The sequence below is a fragment of the Kushneria phyllosphaerae genome (genome assembly GCF_900312995.1).
GTDB classification, from domain to species: Bacteria; Pseudomonadota; Gammaproteobacteria; order Pseudomonadales; family Halomonadaceae; genus Kushneria; species Kushneria phyllosphaerae.
The window spans coordinates 54,614-70,062 of record NZ_ONZI01000001.1 but is presented as its reverse complement, the minus strand read 5'-3'; the positions used below and the strand labels follow the sequence as shown (position 1 = coordinate 70,062).

At 63.3% G+C, this 15,449-nt stretch carries 17 protein-coding genes; 11 read left to right on the top strand and 6 right to left on the bottom strand.

Features of this window, described 5'->3' with window-relative positions:
- Nucleotides 1-55: 55 nt before the first annotated feature.
- From efeB to efeU, 3 genes are read right to left on the bottom strand one after another with little or no spacing between them, the layout of a single operon-like run.
- Complete coding sequence (gene efeB / locus KSP9073_RS00310; protein ID WP_108840974.1) at nucleotides 56-1,393, bottom strand: iron uptake transporter deferrochelatase/peroxidase subunit; 1,338 nt, start codon at nucleotides 1,391-1,393, stop codon at nucleotides 56-58.
- 25 nt (nucleotides 1,394-1,418) lie between these two features.
- On the bottom strand, nucleotides 1,419-2,543 hold the full coding sequence (gene efeO, locus KSP9073_RS00305; protein ID WP_108840973.1) for an iron uptake system protein EfeO: 1,125 nt from the start codon (nucleotides 2,541-2,543) through the stop codon (nucleotides 1,419-1,421).
- On the bottom strand, nucleotides 2,540-3,388 hold the full coding sequence (efeU, locus tag KSP9073_RS00300; RefSeq protein WP_108840972.1) for an iron uptake transporter permease EfeU: 849 nt from the start codon (nucleotides 3,386-3,388) through the stop codon (nucleotides 2,540-2,542). Before efeU ends, efeO begins: the two co-directional genes overlap by 4 nt.
- 350 nt (nucleotides 3,389-3,738) lie before the next feature.
- Between efeU and KSP9073_RS00295 the strand changes: the two genes are divergently transcribed.
- The 3 genes from KSP9073_RS00295 (at nucleotide 3,739) to KSP9073_RS00285 (ending at nucleotide 5,807) form a co-directional block, all read left to right on the top strand.
- Nucleotides 3,739-4,008, top strand: a complete 270-nt coding sequence (locus tag KSP9073_RS00295; RefSeq protein ID WP_108840971.1) for a DksA/TraR family C4-type zinc finger protein — start codon at nucleotides 3,739-3,741, stop codon at nucleotides 4,006-4,008.
- Between the two features lie 127 nt (nucleotides 4,009-4,135).
- A complete protein-coding gene (locus tag KSP9073_RS00290) occupies nucleotides 4,136-4,348 on the top strand; it encodes a hypothetical protein (protein WP_108840970.1) in 213 nt (70 codons plus the stop codon).
- Nucleotides 4,341-5,807, top strand: a complete 1,467-nt coding sequence (locus KSP9073_RS00285) for a sodium:solute symporter family protein (protein ID WP_108840969.1) — start codon at nucleotides 4,341-4,343, stop codon at nucleotides 5,805-5,807. Before KSP9073_RS00290 ends, KSP9073_RS00285 begins: the two co-directional genes overlap by 8 nt.
- Before the next feature lie 76 nt (nucleotides 5,808-5,883).
- Here KSP9073_RS00285 and KSP9073_RS00280 read toward each other — a convergent pair whose 3' ends face one another.
- Both KSP9073_RS00280 and KSP9073_RS00275 read right to left on the bottom strand, forming a co-directional pair.
- Nucleotides 5,884-6,564: an alpha/beta hydrolase gene (locus KSP9073_RS00280; RefSeq protein ID WP_108840968.1), complete on the bottom strand. Its 681-nt coding sequence runs from the start codon at nucleotides 6,562-6,564 to the stop codon at nucleotides 5,884-5,886.
- 211 nt (nucleotides 6,565-6,775) lie between these two features.
- Nucleotides 6,776-7,441, bottom strand: coding sequence for an alpha/beta hydrolase (locus KSP9073_RS00275; protein WP_108840967.1), 666 nt, complete (start codon nucleotides 7,439-7,441; stop codon nucleotides 6,776-6,778).
- A gap of 164 nt (nucleotides 7,442-7,605) precedes the next feature.
- Here KSP9073_RS00275 and KSP9073_RS00270 point away from each other — a divergent pair, with 164 nt between their 5' ends.
- The 6 genes from KSP9073_RS00270 to KSP9073_RS00245 all read left to right on the top strand — a co-directional run bounded on the left by KSP9073_RS00270 (nucleotide 7,606) and on the right by KSP9073_RS00245 (nucleotide 12,606).
- Nucleotides 7,606-7,893, top strand: coding sequence for a DUF4235 domain-containing protein (locus KSP9073_RS00270; protein WP_108840966.1), 288 nt, complete (start codon nucleotides 7,606-7,608; stop codon nucleotides 7,891-7,893).
- A 230-nt stretch (nucleotides 7,894-8,123) separates the two neighbouring features.
- The gene (locus KSP9073_RS00265; RefSeq protein WP_133240958.1) at nucleotides 8,124-8,306 is read left to right on the top strand and encodes a hypothetical protein; all 183 of its coding nucleotides are present in this window, start codon (nucleotides 8,124-8,126) and stop codon (nucleotides 8,304-8,306) included.
- Nucleotides 8,303-9,070 (top strand): metal ABC transporter ATP-binding protein, encoded by a 768-nt coding sequence (locus KSP9073_RS00260; RefSeq protein WP_108840964.1) that lies wholly within the window; start codon nucleotides 8,303-8,305, stop codon nucleotides 9,068-9,070. Before KSP9073_RS00265 ends, KSP9073_RS00260 begins: the two co-directional genes overlap by 4 nt.
- Nucleotides 9,067-9,948, top strand: a complete 882-nt coding sequence (locus KSP9073_RS00255; RefSeq protein WP_108840963.1) for a metal ABC transporter permease — start codon at nucleotides 9,067-9,069, stop codon at nucleotides 9,946-9,948. The genes KSP9073_RS00260 and KSP9073_RS00255 overlap by 4 nt, the downstream gene beginning before the upstream one ends.
- A 45-nt stretch (nucleotides 9,949-9,993) precedes the next feature.
- A complete protein-coding gene (locus tag KSP9073_RS00250) occupies nucleotides 9,994-10,995 on the top strand; it encodes a metal ABC transporter solute-binding protein, Zn/Mn family (RefSeq protein ID WP_108840962.1) in 1,002 nt (333 codons plus the stop codon).
- Nucleotides 10,996-11,130: 135 nt separating this feature from the next.
- Nucleotides 11,131-12,606: a protein adenylyltransferase SelO gene (locus KSP9073_RS00245; protein ID WP_108841959.1), complete on the top strand. Its 1,476-nt coding sequence runs from the start codon at nucleotides 11,131-11,133 to the stop codon at nucleotides 12,604-12,606.
- Between the two features lie 6 nt (nucleotides 12,607-12,612).
- On the opposite strand, the gene KSP9073_RS00240 is transcribed toward KSP9073_RS00245, so the two are convergent.
- Complete coding sequence (locus KSP9073_RS00240) at nucleotides 12,613-13,644, bottom strand: oxidoreductase (RefSeq protein WP_108840961.1); 1,032 nt, start codon at nucleotides 13,642-13,644, stop codon at nucleotides 12,613-12,615.
- A 90-nt stretch (nucleotides 13,645-13,734) separates the two neighbouring features.
- On the opposite strand from KSP9073_RS00240, the gene KSP9073_RS00235 reads away from it, so the two are divergent.
- Together KSP9073_RS00235 and KSP9073_RS00230 are read left to right on the top strand one after the other, a co-directional pair.
- Nucleotides 13,735-14,544: a TraX family protein gene (locus KSP9073_RS00235; RefSeq protein WP_108840960.1), complete on the top strand. Its 810-nt coding sequence runs from the start codon at nucleotides 13,735-13,737 to the stop codon at nucleotides 14,542-14,544.
- A gap of 24 nt (nucleotides 14,545-14,568) precedes the next feature.
- A complete protein-coding gene (locus tag KSP9073_RS00230; protein ID WP_207771381.1) occupies nucleotides 14,569-15,438 on the top strand; it encodes a M23 family metallopeptidase in 870 nt (289 codons plus the stop codon).
- Nucleotides 15,439-15,449 lie beyond the last annotated feature (11 nt).

Genomic DNA, 15,449 nt, shown 5'->3' with positions numbered 1-15,449 from the left:
AGTCTGTTTCTGTGCACTGGCCTGGCGTACTCGACAGGCCGGGCGCTATTGAGGATCAGGCGGTGGCAGCCAGCAGGCTGCGCCCCAGAAAATCGCTGTCATCGGTGACGCCGGGCAGCACGAAGAAATAGCCCCCGCCGACCGGTTTGATGTACTCCTCCAACGGTTCGCCATCCAGGCGCTGTTGCACGGCGATGAAGCCGGCTGCCAGGTCGGCCTGAAAACAGATAAACAGCAGCCCCATGTCGAGCTGCCCGTTGGTTTCGACGCCGTTGGCGTAGTTGAACGGCCGCCGCAGGATGCGATGCTTCTCGGTCGCCGGGGTACGCGGGTTGGCCAGTCGGATGTGGGCATCAAGCGGCGTGACGTGACCTTCGGGGTCTGCAGCGTAATCGGGAACATCCTGCTCCTGGCCGCCGGAGAGCGGCGCACCGCTCATCTTGCGGCGTCCGAAGATGGCTTCCTGCTCCCCCAGCGGCGTACGGTCCCAGCGTTCGACAAGGTTGCGAATAATGCGCACGGCCATGTAGCTGCCGCCATGGGTCCATGGCGGCTCATCGCGCTGCCCGTCGATCCAGACCAGCGCGTTCATCAGTGGCTGGTCCTCGGCGGCCGGATTGGCAGAGCCATCGCGAAAACCGAGAAAATTGCGAGCGCTGCCGTTGAGGTCACCCGGCGACGGCGGCAGCAGGGGAACGGTGCCCGTCTGTTTCCAGCGCACCAGCAGCCCGCCAGGCGTGTTCTTGATGATATCGCGCAGCGCGTGATAGACGGTGTCGATCGTATTGGCGCAGATCTGGATCGCAAGATCGCCATGGCAACGCGGCGCATCGAGCGCATCGTTGGGAAATTTCTGCATGCGCTGCAGATGGGTCGGGCGCTGTGAGGCCAGCCCGAAGCGCTCATCAAACAGCGATGTCCCCACGGCCACGGTCATGGTCAGCCCGTCGGGGGCAATGTGTGGGCCGAGCGTACCGGAATCCGGTGGCGGAAACCGTGGGTCATGTTCGGGATAGCTACCGCCCCGGGTCAAAAAGGCGATACGCGCTGTCAGCGTTCGCAGCAGGGTTTCCAGCGCGTCCCGGTCCATGGCCAGGATATCGAACGACACCACCATGCCGGTCGCCTGACGCGGCGTGACCACGCCTTGCTGATGGCGTCCGTAAAAGGGATAGGCGAGTTGCTCGCTCTGCTCCAGGGGCGCGCTGGTCATCTCCTGGCGGTGTGGCGCCTGCTCATGCGGCAGCCGGGCCAGTGCCTGACCGGGACAGAGCCCGCTCAGGCCCAGCCCGAGGCCGGTCATGCCGGCACCGCGTAAAAACCGGCGGCGATCCAGCGCCGTATCGTCGGTGAGGATAAAGGGGCAGCGTGTCGGGTGTTGGTCGTCTGTCATGGCGGATCCGGTATCGGCAACGGGATTAACCGCTCAAACCGAGCGCGTGATTGATCGAGGACAGCTCACCGGCCAGAGCCGCACTGTCCTCCAGCACATGCCTGTCTGCGCTGCCTGCCGAGGCCTCGACAAGATCCTGTTGCAGGGTCGCAAGTGCGGCATTGAGGGAACGGGCCGTGTCGGGAGCCTGCTGCTGAAGCAATGGGTCGAGCAGCATGACAATCTTGGCCACGCCCTCGGTCAGGCCCTTGAGGTCATCGAGTGCCTGCGGTGTCAGGGCGTCGCGGGATGTCTGCCGGTCGTGCCACGCCTGCAGGATGCGAGCGCTGCCGCTGGCCAGCAGGGCCGGTGGGATCGCGGCATCTGCAAGCCGTGTCTCGAGGGCCTTGATATCGCGGACCAGCTGATCGGCCATCGGCTGCAGGTCGGCCGTGCTCCGGGTGACGAAAAGCGCATTGGCCAGTCGATGAAACCCTGTGAATTCCGGATCCTGATCGCGTCGGGCGAAATCATCGGCACGTGCGTTCAGATGCTGGTCCAGATCGCTGAACAAACCGATCGGTACGGCCAGGTGCTGATCAATGCGTCTCGCCTCGCGCCAGGCGTTTTGCGCCGCCACCAGATCGCCGATGACTACGGCCTGATGCAGCGCCTCGATATGGCGCTGGAGCTTGCGCATCTGCAGCGTGGTATAGACGCGATACTCGGCCAGAGGACCCACAAAAGCTGTGGCGGCCAGGGTCTCGGGGACGGCTGCAGCCTCCCCCGGGGTGACGTGCAGCGTGCCGCGAGGATTGCTCAACAGGCCGCAGGTCATCGCGTAGTCACCCGGTTTCAGGCGCACGGTCAGAGGCTGTTGCAACCCGGGCGTGATGTTTTCCCGCTCCGCCAGCACCATTACCCCGTCGATAATTTCCCACTCGATCGCGCGATCTGATCGATTAACGATGGTGAACGTCTGCTGGCCGGCCGGCACCTCAAGCCGTGCCGGCTCACAGCCACTGGCCGTGACCTGGATGAGCGTACCGTCGCGGTGGGGTTGACGGTTTTTCAACGACACAGCGAACACGGCCAGGGCCATCAGCATGAACACAAATGACAGCCACAGGCCTGTACGCAGCGTGCGTGGCGAGGGGGCGGTGGGCGTCATGACTGGACGCCTGCGCGTGTCTGGCGAGCCGCGGCACTACCGGCTGCCCGGCGCGTCAGCAGAAGGCACGTTGTGAACAGCAGATAGCCCAGCCAGGCCACGACGTCGCTCAGGGTCGGCGCCGGCTGGTAGCCAAGGAGGCCTGCCAACAGTGACCCGAGCGGGGTATCCAGTGGCAGCACGTGGTTGAGATCAAAGACCACCTGCTGAGCATGATTCCATACGCCGGCCTCGTGGAGGGCGCGTACCGAACCGGCGAACAGGCCTGCTGCGACCAGCACAATGAAAAGGCCGGTCAGGCGGAAAAAGTGGCCCAGCGGCAGGCGCAGGCTGCCGCGATAGAGCGCCAGTCCGATCAGGGCGGCGCTGGCGATACCCAAAAGGGCACCCAGCGGGGCCAGTGCCCCCTGGCTCTGCTGAAAGATGGCCAGCAGGAAGAAAATCGACTCAAGGCCCTCCCGGGCGACGGCCAGAAAGACCATGCCAATCAGCGCCCAGCCATGCTGTCGGTGCCTGTCAAAGGCCTGATCCAGTGCGACGGTCAGCTCGCGTTTCATGTTGGCCGCGGCCCGGCGCATCCACATGACCATCCACGTCAGCATGCCCACGGCGAGAAACCCGACCACCGCCTCGAAGAGTTCCTGCTGGCGCTGAGGGAATTCGGCGCTGGCAAACTGCAGCCCGGCGCCTGCCAAAAGCGACACGCCGGCGGCGAGGAACACGCCAATCCATACGGCGGGCATCCACGCCTGCCGGCCGGTCTGGCGCAGGTAGCTGGCAATGATGCCGACGACGAGGGCGGCTTCCAGACCTTCGCGCAGCATGATGAGAAACGGAATGAGCATGAAAAGGCACCTGCAGGAAGGACCAGAACATACGAAAAAGCGTTTGTTGCAAAAAGTAACGCATCGCATCGGGAATGATAATTGTTTTCATCAAGCAAGGGCAATGGCTTTATCGCCGCAGGCAGCAAATGCGCTGATACGCACAGACGTGTCGTAGAGCGGCGCTCCGGCTGCCTGTGCCCAGCTGTACTATATTGTGGGTATGAATCGGTCGTTATAAACAATGATGGGCATAAGCAGGGCCTGACCCCGTGTGCCCTGGCCGTCAGTTGAGCGTCAAGGCCGTCGATCAGAAATGACATGCGATTGATCTGGTTGGCCTCTGGGCCCACCAGAAGGGAGAAACGATCATGGCCGGTGGCTGGACACGAGATGGTGCAGTACAGGATCAGATTGACGACACTGTGGAAGAGGGCGTGGCCCGTGCGCGCAGTCATCTGACGAACCGGGGTGACAGCCTGACGCACTGTGAAGAGTGCGAGGCACCGATCCCCGAACGCCGGCGCGAGCTGGTGCCGGGCGTGCGCCTGTGCGTGGAATGTCAGGCCGAGGAGGATCGTCACACCAGCCGCAGCGCCGGCTTTAATCGTCGTGGCAGCAAGGACAGTCAGCTGCGCTGAACGCTCTTCTCGAACCATCGGGCCTGCCGGCCCGTTTTTTTTCGTCTCTTGCCCTATTTGCTTATTTCGAGCATAAGTCGGTCGCGCTATGCTGTCGCCCCGACATGACGGTAAAAGGCAGATTGAGATGACCACGGCGCGCTGGGTGGGAGTGGTATGGCTACTGGTGATTCCGGGCATCGTGCTGCCCTTTACCCTGCTGTCAAACGTGCAGGCCTGGTATGGCAGCTTTCTGCTCTGGAGCGTGCTGGGGCTGGCGGTGATCGTGCTCAACGTACTGGCGACCCGCCATTTTGGGCGTCCTGCCCGCCCCGTTGAAAAAGGCACCCATCATGAGTGAGTCGCTGATCTGGAGCGCCGTGGGGCTTTATCTGGTGGTGTCGCTTGTCGTGGCGTGGCGTTCGCGACAGGGGCAGGGCACTGGCATGGCGGACTACTTTCTGGGCAATCGCCAGATGGGCGGGGTGGTCTCGGCATTGAGCTACAGCGCCACCACCTACAGCGCCTTCATGATGGTAGGGCTGGCCGGGCTGACCTATGCCGGCGGTGTCGGCGCGCTGGGTTTCGAGATTCTCTATTTTGCCGGCGTATCGCTGGTGGCGATTTTCGGGCCACGCTTCTGGGCCGTGGGTCGCCACTTCGGGTTTGTCACCCCTGGCGAGATGCTCGGGCATCGGTATGAAAGCCGCGGCGTAGCGATTGCCGTCACGCTGACCAGCTGCCTGTTTCTGATTCCCTATGCCTCGGTGCAGCTGGCCGGCGTTGGCTATCTACTCTCCGGCATGAGCGGCGGGGCAGTGTCTTTTACTACCGGCGTGGTGGTGGCCACCCTGCTTGCCATCGTTTTTTCCCGGATTGCCGGCATGCGCTCGGTGGCCTGGACCGACTCGCTGCAGGCACTGTTCATGATTGTGGCCTCGACGCTGGTCGCGCTGCTGGTGGTGCATGAGCTGGGCGGGTTCGGGGTGCTTTTCGATCGGCTGGCCCTTGAGCATCCGCAGTCGCTGGTGGTGCCGGGCAACGGTGTGTTCAATCTGGTCAACTTTCTGGGGCTGACCCTGCCGTGGTTCTTTTTCAGCCTGTCCAACCCGCAGGTCAGCCAGCGCCTGTTCATGCCGAAGGATCTGAGTGCCATGCGGCGCATGCTGCTGGGTTTTCTGGTGTTTGGATTTATCTACACACTGGTGTCGGTGCTGTGGGGCTTCTCGGCGCTGGTGGCCTTTCCCTCGCTTGAAAGTGCCGACCTGGCCACGCCGACGCTTCTGGCCTCAAACCACGTGCCGCCGGTGCTGGGTGTGATCGTGATGGTGGGCATTCTGGCCGCGGCGGTATCGACCATCGACTCGATCATGCTGACGCTGGCCTCGATGATTGCGCGCGATCTTCGCCGGTCGCCAAAGGGCGATCGCAGTGAGCAGGCGCAGCTGCGGCTGGGCAAGTGGGTAATGCCCATGATTGCGCTCATCGCGCTGGGCTTTGCCGAGCTTCGTCTCGATCTGATTGCGGTGCTGTCGGTGGCCTCCTCAAGCGGGCTGGTCGTGGCCGTGCCGGCCATTGTGGGGGCCTTTTTCTGGCGTCGCGGTACGGCAGCCGGGGCGCTGGTCAGCATTGTGAGCGCCGGTGCGCTGGTGCTGGCAAGCTTTGTCACCGGCCTCAAACCGCTGGGTCTGCCGCCGGGCCTTTGGGGCCTGCCGGTTGCGACGCTTTTATATGTCGTGGTGAGCCTTGTGACCCGGCCACCCCGCGATGGGGCGCAGTTCATGCAGATTGCCGCCCGAGCATCGCAAACCCGAGTGTGACAACGACGACAGCGCCGCCCAAAGGGCGGCGCTGTCGTATCAAGCGCTATCAACTCCGTCCATCACAGAGCGTGAATCAGGCGACCAGGCGGGTGCGAATCAAGCGCGTGACCAGCCAGGCGCGCAGCTGTGAAAGCTCGTCGGCGCAGAACTCGTTACCCATGGTGTGGGCGTGGTAATCGACGCTATAACCCATGCGCATGAACTGATCGGAACGCTGACGCGCCGCCGCTTCGCCCACGATCGGGTCCTGGCGGCCGTGATGCATGGTGATCAGCAAGTGACGGTTGGCGTTATGGGTGTTTGAAGGCATGGTGCCCAGTGCCGTGGAGAGCATCATCAGTCCGCCCAGCCCCTTGCGAAAGCCCAGTGCTGCGTGGGCGGCAATATCGGCACCCTGACCAAAACCGCCCAGAATGATCCGGCTGGCATCGATGCCATCGGCCAGTGCGCTGTCGATGCGCATCTCGACCTGACGTACGGCATCGACCATCTGCTGTTGGGCATGGCCGCCGGCGACCTCGCCGGGGGCAGCGTCATACCAGGCGCTGGCACGCTCGCCCTGACGGCATTCAAGCTGACGCATCGGGGCGCCGGGCAGTACAAAGCGTACGGCGCTGCTGTCAGGCAGGGCGAGGGCATGGAACAGCGGTTCAAAGTCGTAACCGCTGCCACCCTGGCCGTGCAGGAAGATAACGCAGGCATCCGCCGGACGGCCGCTGGCGGGTTCGATGATCGAAGACTGGGCAAAGGACATGTCGACACCTTGAGACTGTGGAAGCGATGTCCCAAGGATGACGCTGGCGTGATCTCATGTCCGTGCCGTAAAAGGCGATCAGCCCTGCCGGCGCCGTATTTAAGCGCCCCGGCATGGCAGGCATGATTTTCCTGATGCCGGGCATGAGCTCTCTTTCCTGCCCTTTGCTCCTGAACGGCTGAGGGGCTTCATGAGCCTGCGATGAAGATCCCTATTTTCCCAGTCGCTCGATCAGCCACTGACGAATGGCCGGCACCTGATCGGCGCTGATGGTATGAACCATCGGCCAGGTCCGGTATTCCACGTTATAGCCCATGTCGGTCAGGCGCTGGACGGCCCGCTGGCCCAGCGTTTCATCCACGACCGGGTCCTGAGTGCCGTGATGGATCTCGATCGGCGTGGTGCGATTGGCGTCGTCCGGCCTGATGCTGTCGGCGGTGGCAAAATAGGTCGACATGGCCAGCACTCCGGCCAGAGGTTCGGGATAGGTCAGGGCCGCTTCGTAGGCGACCGCGCCGCCCTGGGAAAAGCCGGCCAGCACGATGCGGCGACTGTCGATACCGCTGGCGATTTGCTCGTCGATCAAACGATGGATGCGCTGTGCCGAGGCCCGGAGCTGGACTTCATCGATCTCGCGGTTGAGCGCCATGCTGGTGATGTCATACCAGGCCGGCATGGTCATGCCGTTGTTGACGGTCACCGCCAGCTGGGGGGCGTGAGGAGAGACAAAGCGCACCGGCATGTCTTCAGGCAGCGACAGCGCCGGGATGAGCGGGTCAAAATCGTGGGCGCTGGCCCCGAGGCCATGCAGGATGATGACCACGGCGGTGGCCGGCGTGCGTTCGGGTTCGACAATGACAGGGGGCTGCTCGGTCATGGGAAGTCCTGTGGATCTTTAAAAGGATGACCGGATGGTGCGCGAGTGCGGCGGGGCTGTCCATGGGTACTGGTGGACGGGTACTGGTAGATAGGCACTGGTGGCGCCGAACGGGATCGGCCAGGCTTGAAGGGCTTTCTTGATCACTTGAAGGGGATACTGCCATGAAGTCTCAAACTCTCTGGACGCTGGTTGGCACGGCCACGGCGGCGGCCACCGGCATCGCCATGCGTCAGGCCATGAAAAAGACCTTCCGCCACGGTATCTTTGAACCGCCCGTCAATCCGGATCGGGATGACATCGAGTGGCGTCAGGCGCTTTTATGGGGCGCGGCCAGCGGTATGGCCGTGGGCGCGGCCAGGATCGTCGGCTGGAAGATGGCTTCGGCCGGCATGCGTCGTACCCGCCGGTCACGCCGGGGGCAGCGGCTGCTGGCACGACTCGAGGATTGATCTCCCCTCGGAAGAGGGTGCCCGCCCGGCTTTATCGCCCCGCTGGCGGGTGCCTGCGGGACAGGGCTCGACCGGGGTGTGGACGAAAAATCGCTGGAGACGCTTGTTCAAGGTCTTCGTGCGGCGCAGAGTCGTTGCACTCTGAAGTCTCTCATGTAATGATACTTTATAACATTTACCCGATGCCGAGCGTGGGTCTGCTCGGCATCGCGTCGTCATGGAATCACGTCGTGTCTCGTCACCTTTCTTCTACGGATGATTCGCCGAACGCCCAGCGCGCGCGCGATGATCATGTCATGCGCCGCTGTCAGCGCTCCATTCTGGCCTCCTCGGTGGGCTGGCGGTTGTTGCTGGCAGCGGTGGGTCTGGTTGGGCTCTGGTCCATGGTGCACTGGGCGGTGGCCGTGCCATGAGCTGCCCTGATCTGAAGGGTGCGCCCATCCACCTTGAAAACCTGACCATTACCTACCAGCGCCACCCGGCCGTTCATCATGTGACCGGCAGTTTCGAGGCCGGCAGTCTGACGGCGATTATCGGCCCCAACGGGGCCGGCAAGTCGACCCTGATCAAGGCGCTGACCGGCAACATGGCCGCCTCCGAGGGCCGCATTGACCGGGCCGGGATGTCAGCCAGCCGCTATGGCTATCTGCCCCAGGCCGCCGAGGTTGATCGCAGCTTTCCGCTGAGTGTCTTTGATACCGTCGCCATGGGGGACTGGCATCGCCTGGGCGTGTTTGGCGGCATGAAGCGCCAGGATGTGGCCCGGGCGCTGGATGCGCTCGACAAGGTCGGTCTGGGCGGTTTCGAGCAGCGACGCATCAGCGAACTCTCCTCTGGACAGTTCCAGCGCGTGCTGTTTGCCCGTCTGTTGCTGCAGGATGCGCCGGTCATTTTGCTGGATGAACCCTTCAACGCCATCGATGAGCGCACCACCCGCGATCTGCTGACCCTGATCCGTCACTGGCATGACCATGGCCGCACCGTGATTGCCGTGCTGCATGACATGTCCCAGGTGCGTCAATGCTTCCCGCAGACGCTTTTGATGGCACGCGAGGCGATTGCCTGGGGGCCGACCGAAGAGGTGCTGCAACCGCACCACCTGAAGCGGGCCAACATGATGGAAGAGTCCTGGCGCCAGGATGCCCATGCCTGTGAACTTCATGAGGAGCAGGCATGAGCATTCTCACCACGGTTTATGACGTCACCCTGGCCCCCTTTGTGGATTTCGGCTTTATGCGCCGGGCGCTGGTGGCCTGTATCGCGCTGGGGCTGGGCTCGGGCCCGGTGGGCGTGCTTCTGATGCTTCGACGCATGAGTCTGGTCGGCGATGCCATGAGCCACGCCGTACTGCCAGGCGCTGCGGTCGGCTTTCTGGTCGCGGGACTGTCGCTGCCGGCGATGGGGCTGGGCGGGCTGATCGTAGGGCTGGCCGTGGCACTGCTGTCGGGGCTGGTCAGCCGCACGACCGCCGTGCGCGAGGACGCCAGTTTTGCCAGTTTCTATCTCACCTCGCTGGCCGCGGGCGTTTTGATCGTATCGCTCAAGGGCTCGAGTGTGGATCTGTTGCACGTGCTCTTTGGCACCATTCTGGCCATCGATCAGAACGCCCTGTATCTGATTGCCGGCATTTCCTCGCTGACGCTGGTGCTGCTGGCGCTGATCTACCGGCCACTGGTCATGGAGTGCTTTGACCCCGGCTTCTTGCGCGCCGTTGGCGGGCGCGGGCATCTCTATCACGTGCTCTTTCTGCTGCTGGTGGTGCTCAACCTGGTGGCGGGTTTTCAGTCGCTGGGCACGCTGATGGCGGTGGGGCTGATGATGTTGCCGGCGGTCGCGGCGCGCTTCTGGGCGGTCAGCCTGCCGGGGATGATGTTCAGCGCCATGCTGGTGGCCTTTCTGGCCGGCATCGTCGGGCTCAACATCTCCTTTCATACCGGCGTGGCGTCGGGCCCGACCATCGTGCTTTCGGCCAGCGGTATCTATCTGCTGTCGTTTCTGTTCGGGCGGCTGGGCATCGTGCGTCAGCGCCTGTCACGGCCACATCTGGCCGGCTAGATCGGGTTTTGGGCCAGCGTTTCTACTGTTAAACGGGGAGCATGCATGAAGATCAGAGTCTGGTGGGCCGGGGCAGCCGTACTGGCACTGTCACCGCTGTCGGCGGCGGTAGCGCAGGCCGCTGACATCAAGGCAGTGGCCTCCTTTACCGTGCTGGCCGATGTGGTCAGCGAAGTGGGGGGCGACCGGGTCGAGGTGTCGAGTCTCATTGGCACCAACGGCGACCCGCACGCCTATGAACCGACGCCGAACGACGTGCGTCGGGTGCGTGACGCTGACGTGGTATTCATGAGCGGGCTGGGGCTTGAAGGCTGGATGGATCGTTTGATCACCACCTCCGGCTTCAAGGGCAAGCCCGTGGTGGTCTCAAAGGACATTCACACCCGTGAAATGGATGAGTCATCGCACGAGCATGAAGAGGGTCATGACGGCGAAGATCACGATCATGGCCATGACGCGGATGCTCACGATGACCATGAGGAGGGTGATGGCGGTCATCACCATCATCATGACGGCCCCGACCCCCACGTCTGGAACAGTCCGGCCAATGTCGAGGTGTGGGTCGACAACATCGTGGCAGCGCTGTCGAAGGCGGACCCGGCCGGGGCCGAGGAATATCGTGCCAACGGCGATGCCTACAAGCAGGAGCTCGAGTCGCTGGATGAGTATGCCAGAACGCAGATCGAGGCCATTCCCGAGGCCCGGCGCAAGATCCTGACCTCCCATGACGCCTTCGGCTATTTCGGCGACCGCTACCATGTGACCTTTCTGTCGCCGCTTGGCATGACCACCGACAGCGAGGCCTCGGCGAAGGATGTGGCAGGGCTCATCACGCAGATGAAGGGCGAGCACATCAAGAGCTATTTCTTTGAAAACTCCAACGACCCGCGGCTGGTCGAGCAGATCGCCAATGCCGCAGGTGCCGAGCCCGGCGGCGAGCTGTACGTGGAGGCACTTTCAAAAGACGATGGTCCGGCGTCGACCTACGCCGACATGTTCCGCTTCAACGTCGATCAGATGGTCAGGGCCATGAAGCAAAGCGACTGATTTATCGCCCTTGTACCGGCTTGTTCAGGGCCCGGCCTCTTCAGGGAGTGCCGGGCCTTCATGTCTGTGATGTTCTATTCTTTTGATCCGGACGGATCACTTTATCAATACGCGGCCCCGGCCGCCGGAGTCACCATGTTTCCGACCTTTACCCTGCGCTATTCGCGTCTGCCGGCCCATTTTTTTGAACCCTTTACGCCGGTCACCGTTGAACAGCCCACCCTGATTGCCTTCAATCAAACGCTTGCCGAGACGCTGGGGTTTGACCTGACCGCCTTCGATGAGCAGCAGGCCACCGAGTGGTTTTCCGGCAATGAGCTGCCCCCTGGCGCCGAGCCGGTCGCTCAGGCCTACGCCGGCCACCAGTTTGGCGGCTTCTCGCCGCGGCTGGGCGATGGGCGCGCGGTGTTGCTGGGTGAAGTCACCGACCGTCACGGGCAGCTGCGTGACATTCAGCTCAAGGGGGCAGGGCGCACGCCCTTTTCCCGTGGCGGTGATGGTCGTGCGCCGCTCGGCCCGGTGCTGCGCGAATATCTGATCAGCGAGGCCATGCATGTCATGGGCATCCCCGCCACGCGGGCGCTGGCAGCCGTCACGACCGGCGAACGGGTCATGCGGCGCATGCCGGAACCCGGCGCGGTGCTCACGCGGGTGGCCTCAAGTCATATCCGGGTCGGTACCTTTCAGTACTTTGGCTCGCGTCATGACGCCGAGGCCGTGCGAGTGCTGGCCGATCACGTGATCGAGCGACACTATCCCGAGCTTTCCGATACCCCCGAGCAGGATCGCTATCTGGCGCTGTTAAAGGCCATCCAGCAGCGTCAGGCCGAGCTGGTGGCGCGCTGGATGGGCGTGGGCTTCATTCATGGCGTGATGAACACCGACAACACCTCGATTGCCGGCGAGACCATCGATTTTGGCCCCTGCGCCTTCATGGAGCGCTATGACCCGAAGACCGTCTTCAGCTCGATCGACACCGGCGGGCGCTATGCCTACGTCAATCAGCCGGTGATTCTGCAGTGGAACATGGCGCGTCTGGCCGAGGCGATGCTGCCGCTGTTTGATGCCGATGAGCAGCGCGCCATCGAACGCGCCACCGAGGTGGTGCAGGGCTTCTCCGAGCAGTATCTCGACGCCTGGCTTGGAGTGATGCGTGAAAAGCTGGGCCTTGTGCAGGAAGAAGACAGTGATCAGGCGTTGATCGAGGCGCTGCAGGAGGCCATGCGGGTCGGGCGCGCCGACTTCACCCTGACGTTTCGTCAGCTCGGCGAGTGTGCTCGCGGTGAAGACGGTGACGCGGCGCTTCTGGCGCTGTTTGAACAGGACGCGGGCATTCGCGCCTGGCTTGAACAATGGCGTGCCCGTCTGGCGCGCGAGGCGCGCAGCGCAGATGAGATCGCCCGTCACATGCAGGCGATCAATCCGCTTTATATCCCGCGCAACCACCAGGTCGAGCAGGCACTGAGCGCCGCCGCCGAAGGCGATTTTGCACCTTTCGAGACGCTGCGCGAGATTCTGGCCCACCCGTTTGAAGAGCAGCCCGGGCGTGAGGCCTGGACATTGTCGGCCTCGCCCGATGAGGCCGTGTTTCGGACCTTCTGCGGGACCTGAGGCCGACTAGAGCACGACCTCGCAGCGCGTGGCGCTGCTTTCATGAGCGGCGTCGAGCACGCGCATGACCTCGCGGGCCTGCTCGGGGGTCACGGCGAGCTCGGCCTCGCCGTTCAGGTGCGCCACGATGTTGTCATAGTAGGCGCGGTAGTCACCCCGGGCGTTATCGATGGGCTCGCTGTCCCCGGTGTCGCCGTGATGGAGCACGCCGCGCTTCGGGTCTTCTCCCCAGCCGGGCTGGTCGGGGGTGCCGCCGTCGCGCAGGGTCTGTTCCTGGGTGTCGATCCCGTGCTTGATCCAGGACGCGCGGGTGCCATCGACCGCGTAGCGCAGCGAATCATGGGCGCTCAGGGCGTGGCTTGAGAGCACGACGCGATGATGGTCATAGCGCAGCAGCACGTGGAAATAATCCACTGCGCCGCCGCCTGGTCTGAGCGTGGCCAGATCGGCGTAGACGGCGCGCGGCGTGCCAAACAGGGTTACGGCCTGATCGGCCAGATGCGAGCCCAGGTCATACCAGGCACCGCTGCCGGGGCCGGGGCGCTCGCGCCAGCGGTCGCGGACCTCGGGGCGAAAGCGGTCAAAGTGCAGGTGGCAACGGGTGACATCGCCCAGACGGCCTGCCTCCAGCAGCCCCTTCAGGGTCAGAAAGTCAGCGTCCCAGCGGCGGTTCTGGAAGACGCTGAAAACTCTGTCATGATGGCGGGCACAGGCCGTGATGTGCTCAAGCTCCTCGCCATCCAATGACACGGGCTTGTCGATGACCACGTGCTTGCCGGCCTGAAGTGCTGCCATGGCAAGTGAGGTGTGAGTGTCGTTGGGAGAGGCAATCACGATCAGATCCACCTCGGGGTCACTGAAGGCCTGATCGGCCGTGGGATATACGTCGATATCCGGCAGGTCAGCGTGAACGTCGTCCGGGCGGCTGGAGACCACACCCTTGAGACGCATGCCGTGGGTGTGGCGAATCAGGGGCGCATGGAAGACGCGCCCGACCAGCCCGTAGCCGACAATCACGGTGTTGATGGGGGAGTGCATGTATTGTCTCCGTGTCCTTGTATGAGCGTGCACCGCGCCAGTCGCGGTCTGTGATATGACCTGCCAACCTGATCAAATGATGGAGCGCGCATGACCGATACAACCGCCGGAGCCCTGGCGCCCAGGGGCCGGGTAACCCGGTCCCACTGGACGGACTGGGGCAAGTGGCTCGCCCTGATCTCCATGACCGTGGACCACGTGGTGCGCTATGCGCTGTCCAACGAGCTCTCCTGGCAGTTTGGCTGGGCGAGTTCGACCATCGGGCGGGTGGCGTTTCCGCTGTTTGCCGCCATGGTGGCCTGGCATGGGCTTTTCGATACCCGCAACCCCATGCGCTATGCACGGCGCATCCTGGTCATCGGTCTGATCGCACAGCTACCCTATATGCTGATGCCGCGTTACTCCAGCGTGTTGGTGATCAACGTCTGCTTTACGCTGGCCTTCGGACTGGCTTGGGGCGCCTGGCTGCGCCAGCTGCTGGTGTCGCCGCCGAAGGACGGGCGTGCTCAGGTCACGAGTGCCGCCGCCGTGGCGCTGTCCGTGATCATCTGGTACACGGTGGGGCCGCTGCTGGAATACGGCCGTTTCGGGCTCCTGATGGTGCCGGGGTTCATGCTGGCGATGGCGTGTTATCAGCACTTTGATCACGGTCTGGCGCGCATCTGGGCCTGGCTTGCCGGGGTGCCGATTCTTTTGATCACGGCCCAGCTCAATATCTACACCATCAGCAAGAGCGTGGCCTTTTCGACCACCCTGATCGTTCTGGTGATCGCGGCGGGTCTGGCCCGTTTCATCCCCCGGGTGGTGCGCATGCCGCGCTGGCTGTGGCTGGGCTGGTATCCGGGGCATCTGGCCGTGATTGCCCTGATCGTTTATCTCCCCTATATGCTGACGACCTGATCATCTTTCGAGAGTGAGTGACCCATGTTTTCTGATGCCATGATATCGACCGCCGGTCTGCGCCGCGCCCTGTCCGGGCTCTTGCCGACCCTGATGCTGCTGGGCACGCTGATGAGCGCGCCCGCCGGGGCCGACACTCAACAGGTCCCCATCGTGTTTCCCGAGCATGTCCAGCAGGGGAGCATGGTTATCGGGCGGGTGCCGCCCGGCAGCCAGGTCACCCATGCCGGACGCACGCTGGGGGTCACCGATTACGGCACGGTGGTGTTCGGGATCGGCCGTGATGCCACAGGCGCCAGTCAGGTCGGGATTACCTCGCCCGATGGGCAGCAGCGCACGGTGAATATTCAGGTGACGCCGCGGGACTTCCCTGTCGAGCGCATCAATGGTGTGCCCCCAAAGACCGTGTCACCGCCGCCCAAAATTGCCGAGCGCATTCGTCGTGAGCAGGCCGGCGTCAGTGACGCCCGCACGCGCGATGAGCGTATTCCCGATTTTGCCGAGCACTTTATCTGGCCGGTGAAAGGGCGCATCAGCGGACGCTTTGGCAATCAACGCATTTATAACGGCACGCCGGGTTCTGCGCATTCGGGCATGGATATTGCCGCGGCAACCGGCACACCGGTCAAGGCGCCTGCCGGGGGCATTGTGACCTTTGCCAACCCGGATCTGTATCTGACCGGCGGCACGGTACTGATCGATCACGGCTACGGCATCAGCTCCAACTTCCTGCATCTGTCAAAGCTGGATGTGAAGGTGGGTGATCGTGTGGCGCAGGGCGATGTGATCGGCGAGGTGGGGGCGACCGGTCGTGCTACCGGGCCGCATCTGCACTGGGGCATGAACTGGTTTGATACCCGTATCGATCCGCTGCTGGTGCTTGAGCGTCAGTAGTCTATTGTCAG

Bases quoted from the DNA above. Each gene is read 5' to 3' on its own strand.
- efeB (WP_108840974.1), bottom strand. From the start codon at position 1,393: ATGACAGACGACCAACACCCGACACGCTGCCCCTTTATCCTCACCGAC.
- efeO (WP_108840973.1), bottom strand. From the start codon at position 2,543: ATGACGCCCACCGCCCCCTCGCCACGCACGCTGCGTACAGGCCTGTGG.
- efeU (WP_108840972.1), bottom strand. From the start codon at position 3,388: ATGCTCATTCCGTTTCTCATCATGCTGCGCGAAGGTCTGGAAGCCGCC.
- KSP9073_RS00295 (WP_108840971.1), top strand. From the start codon at position 3,739: ATGGCCGGTGGCTGGACACGAGATGGTGCAGTACAGGATCAGATTGAC.
- KSP9073_RS00290 (WP_108840970.1), top strand. From the start codon at position 4,136: ATGACCACGGCGCGCTGGGTGGGAGTGGTATGGCTACTGGTGATTCCG.
- KSP9073_RS00285 (WP_108840969.1), top strand. From the start codon at position 4,341: ATGAGTGAGTCGCTGATCTGGAGCGCCGTGGGGCTTTATCTGGTGGTG.
- KSP9073_RS00280 (WP_108840968.1), bottom strand. From the start codon at position 6,564: ATGTCCTTTGCCCAGTCTTCGATCATCGAACCCGCCAGCGGCCGTCCG.
- KSP9073_RS00275 (WP_108840967.1), bottom strand. From the start codon at position 7,441: ATGACCGAGCAGCCCCCTGTCATTGTCGAACCCGAACGCACGCCGGCC.
- KSP9073_RS00270 (WP_108840966.1), top strand. From the start codon at position 7,606: ATGAAGTCTCAAACTCTCTGGACGCTGGTTGGCACGGCCACGGCGGCG.
- KSP9073_RS00260 (WP_108840964.1), top strand. From the start codon at position 8,303: ATGAGCTGCCCTGATCTGAAGGGTGCGCCCATCCACCTTGAAAACCTG.
- KSP9073_RS00255 (WP_108840963.1), top strand. From the start codon at position 9,067: ATGAGCATTCTCACCACGGTTTATGACGTCACCCTGGCCCCCTTTGTG.
- KSP9073_RS00250 (WP_108840962.1), top strand. From the start codon at position 9,994: ATGAAGATCAGAGTCTGGTGGGCCGGGGCAGCCGTACTGGCACTGTCA.
- KSP9073_RS00245 (WP_108841959.1), top strand. From the start codon at position 11,131: ATGTTTCCGACCTTTACCCTGCGCTATTCGCGTCTGCCGGCCCATTTT.
- KSP9073_RS00240 (WP_108840961.1), bottom strand. From the start codon at position 13,644: ATGCACTCCCCCATCAACACCGTGATTGTCGGCTACGGGCTGGTCGGG.
- KSP9073_RS00235 (WP_108840960.1), top strand. From the start codon at position 13,735: ATGACCGATACAACCGCCGGAGCCCTGGCGCCCAGGGGCCGGGTAACC.
- KSP9073_RS00230 (WP_207771381.1), top strand. From the start codon at position 14,569: ATGTTTTCTGATGCCATGATATCGACCGCCGGTCTGCGCCGCGCCCTG.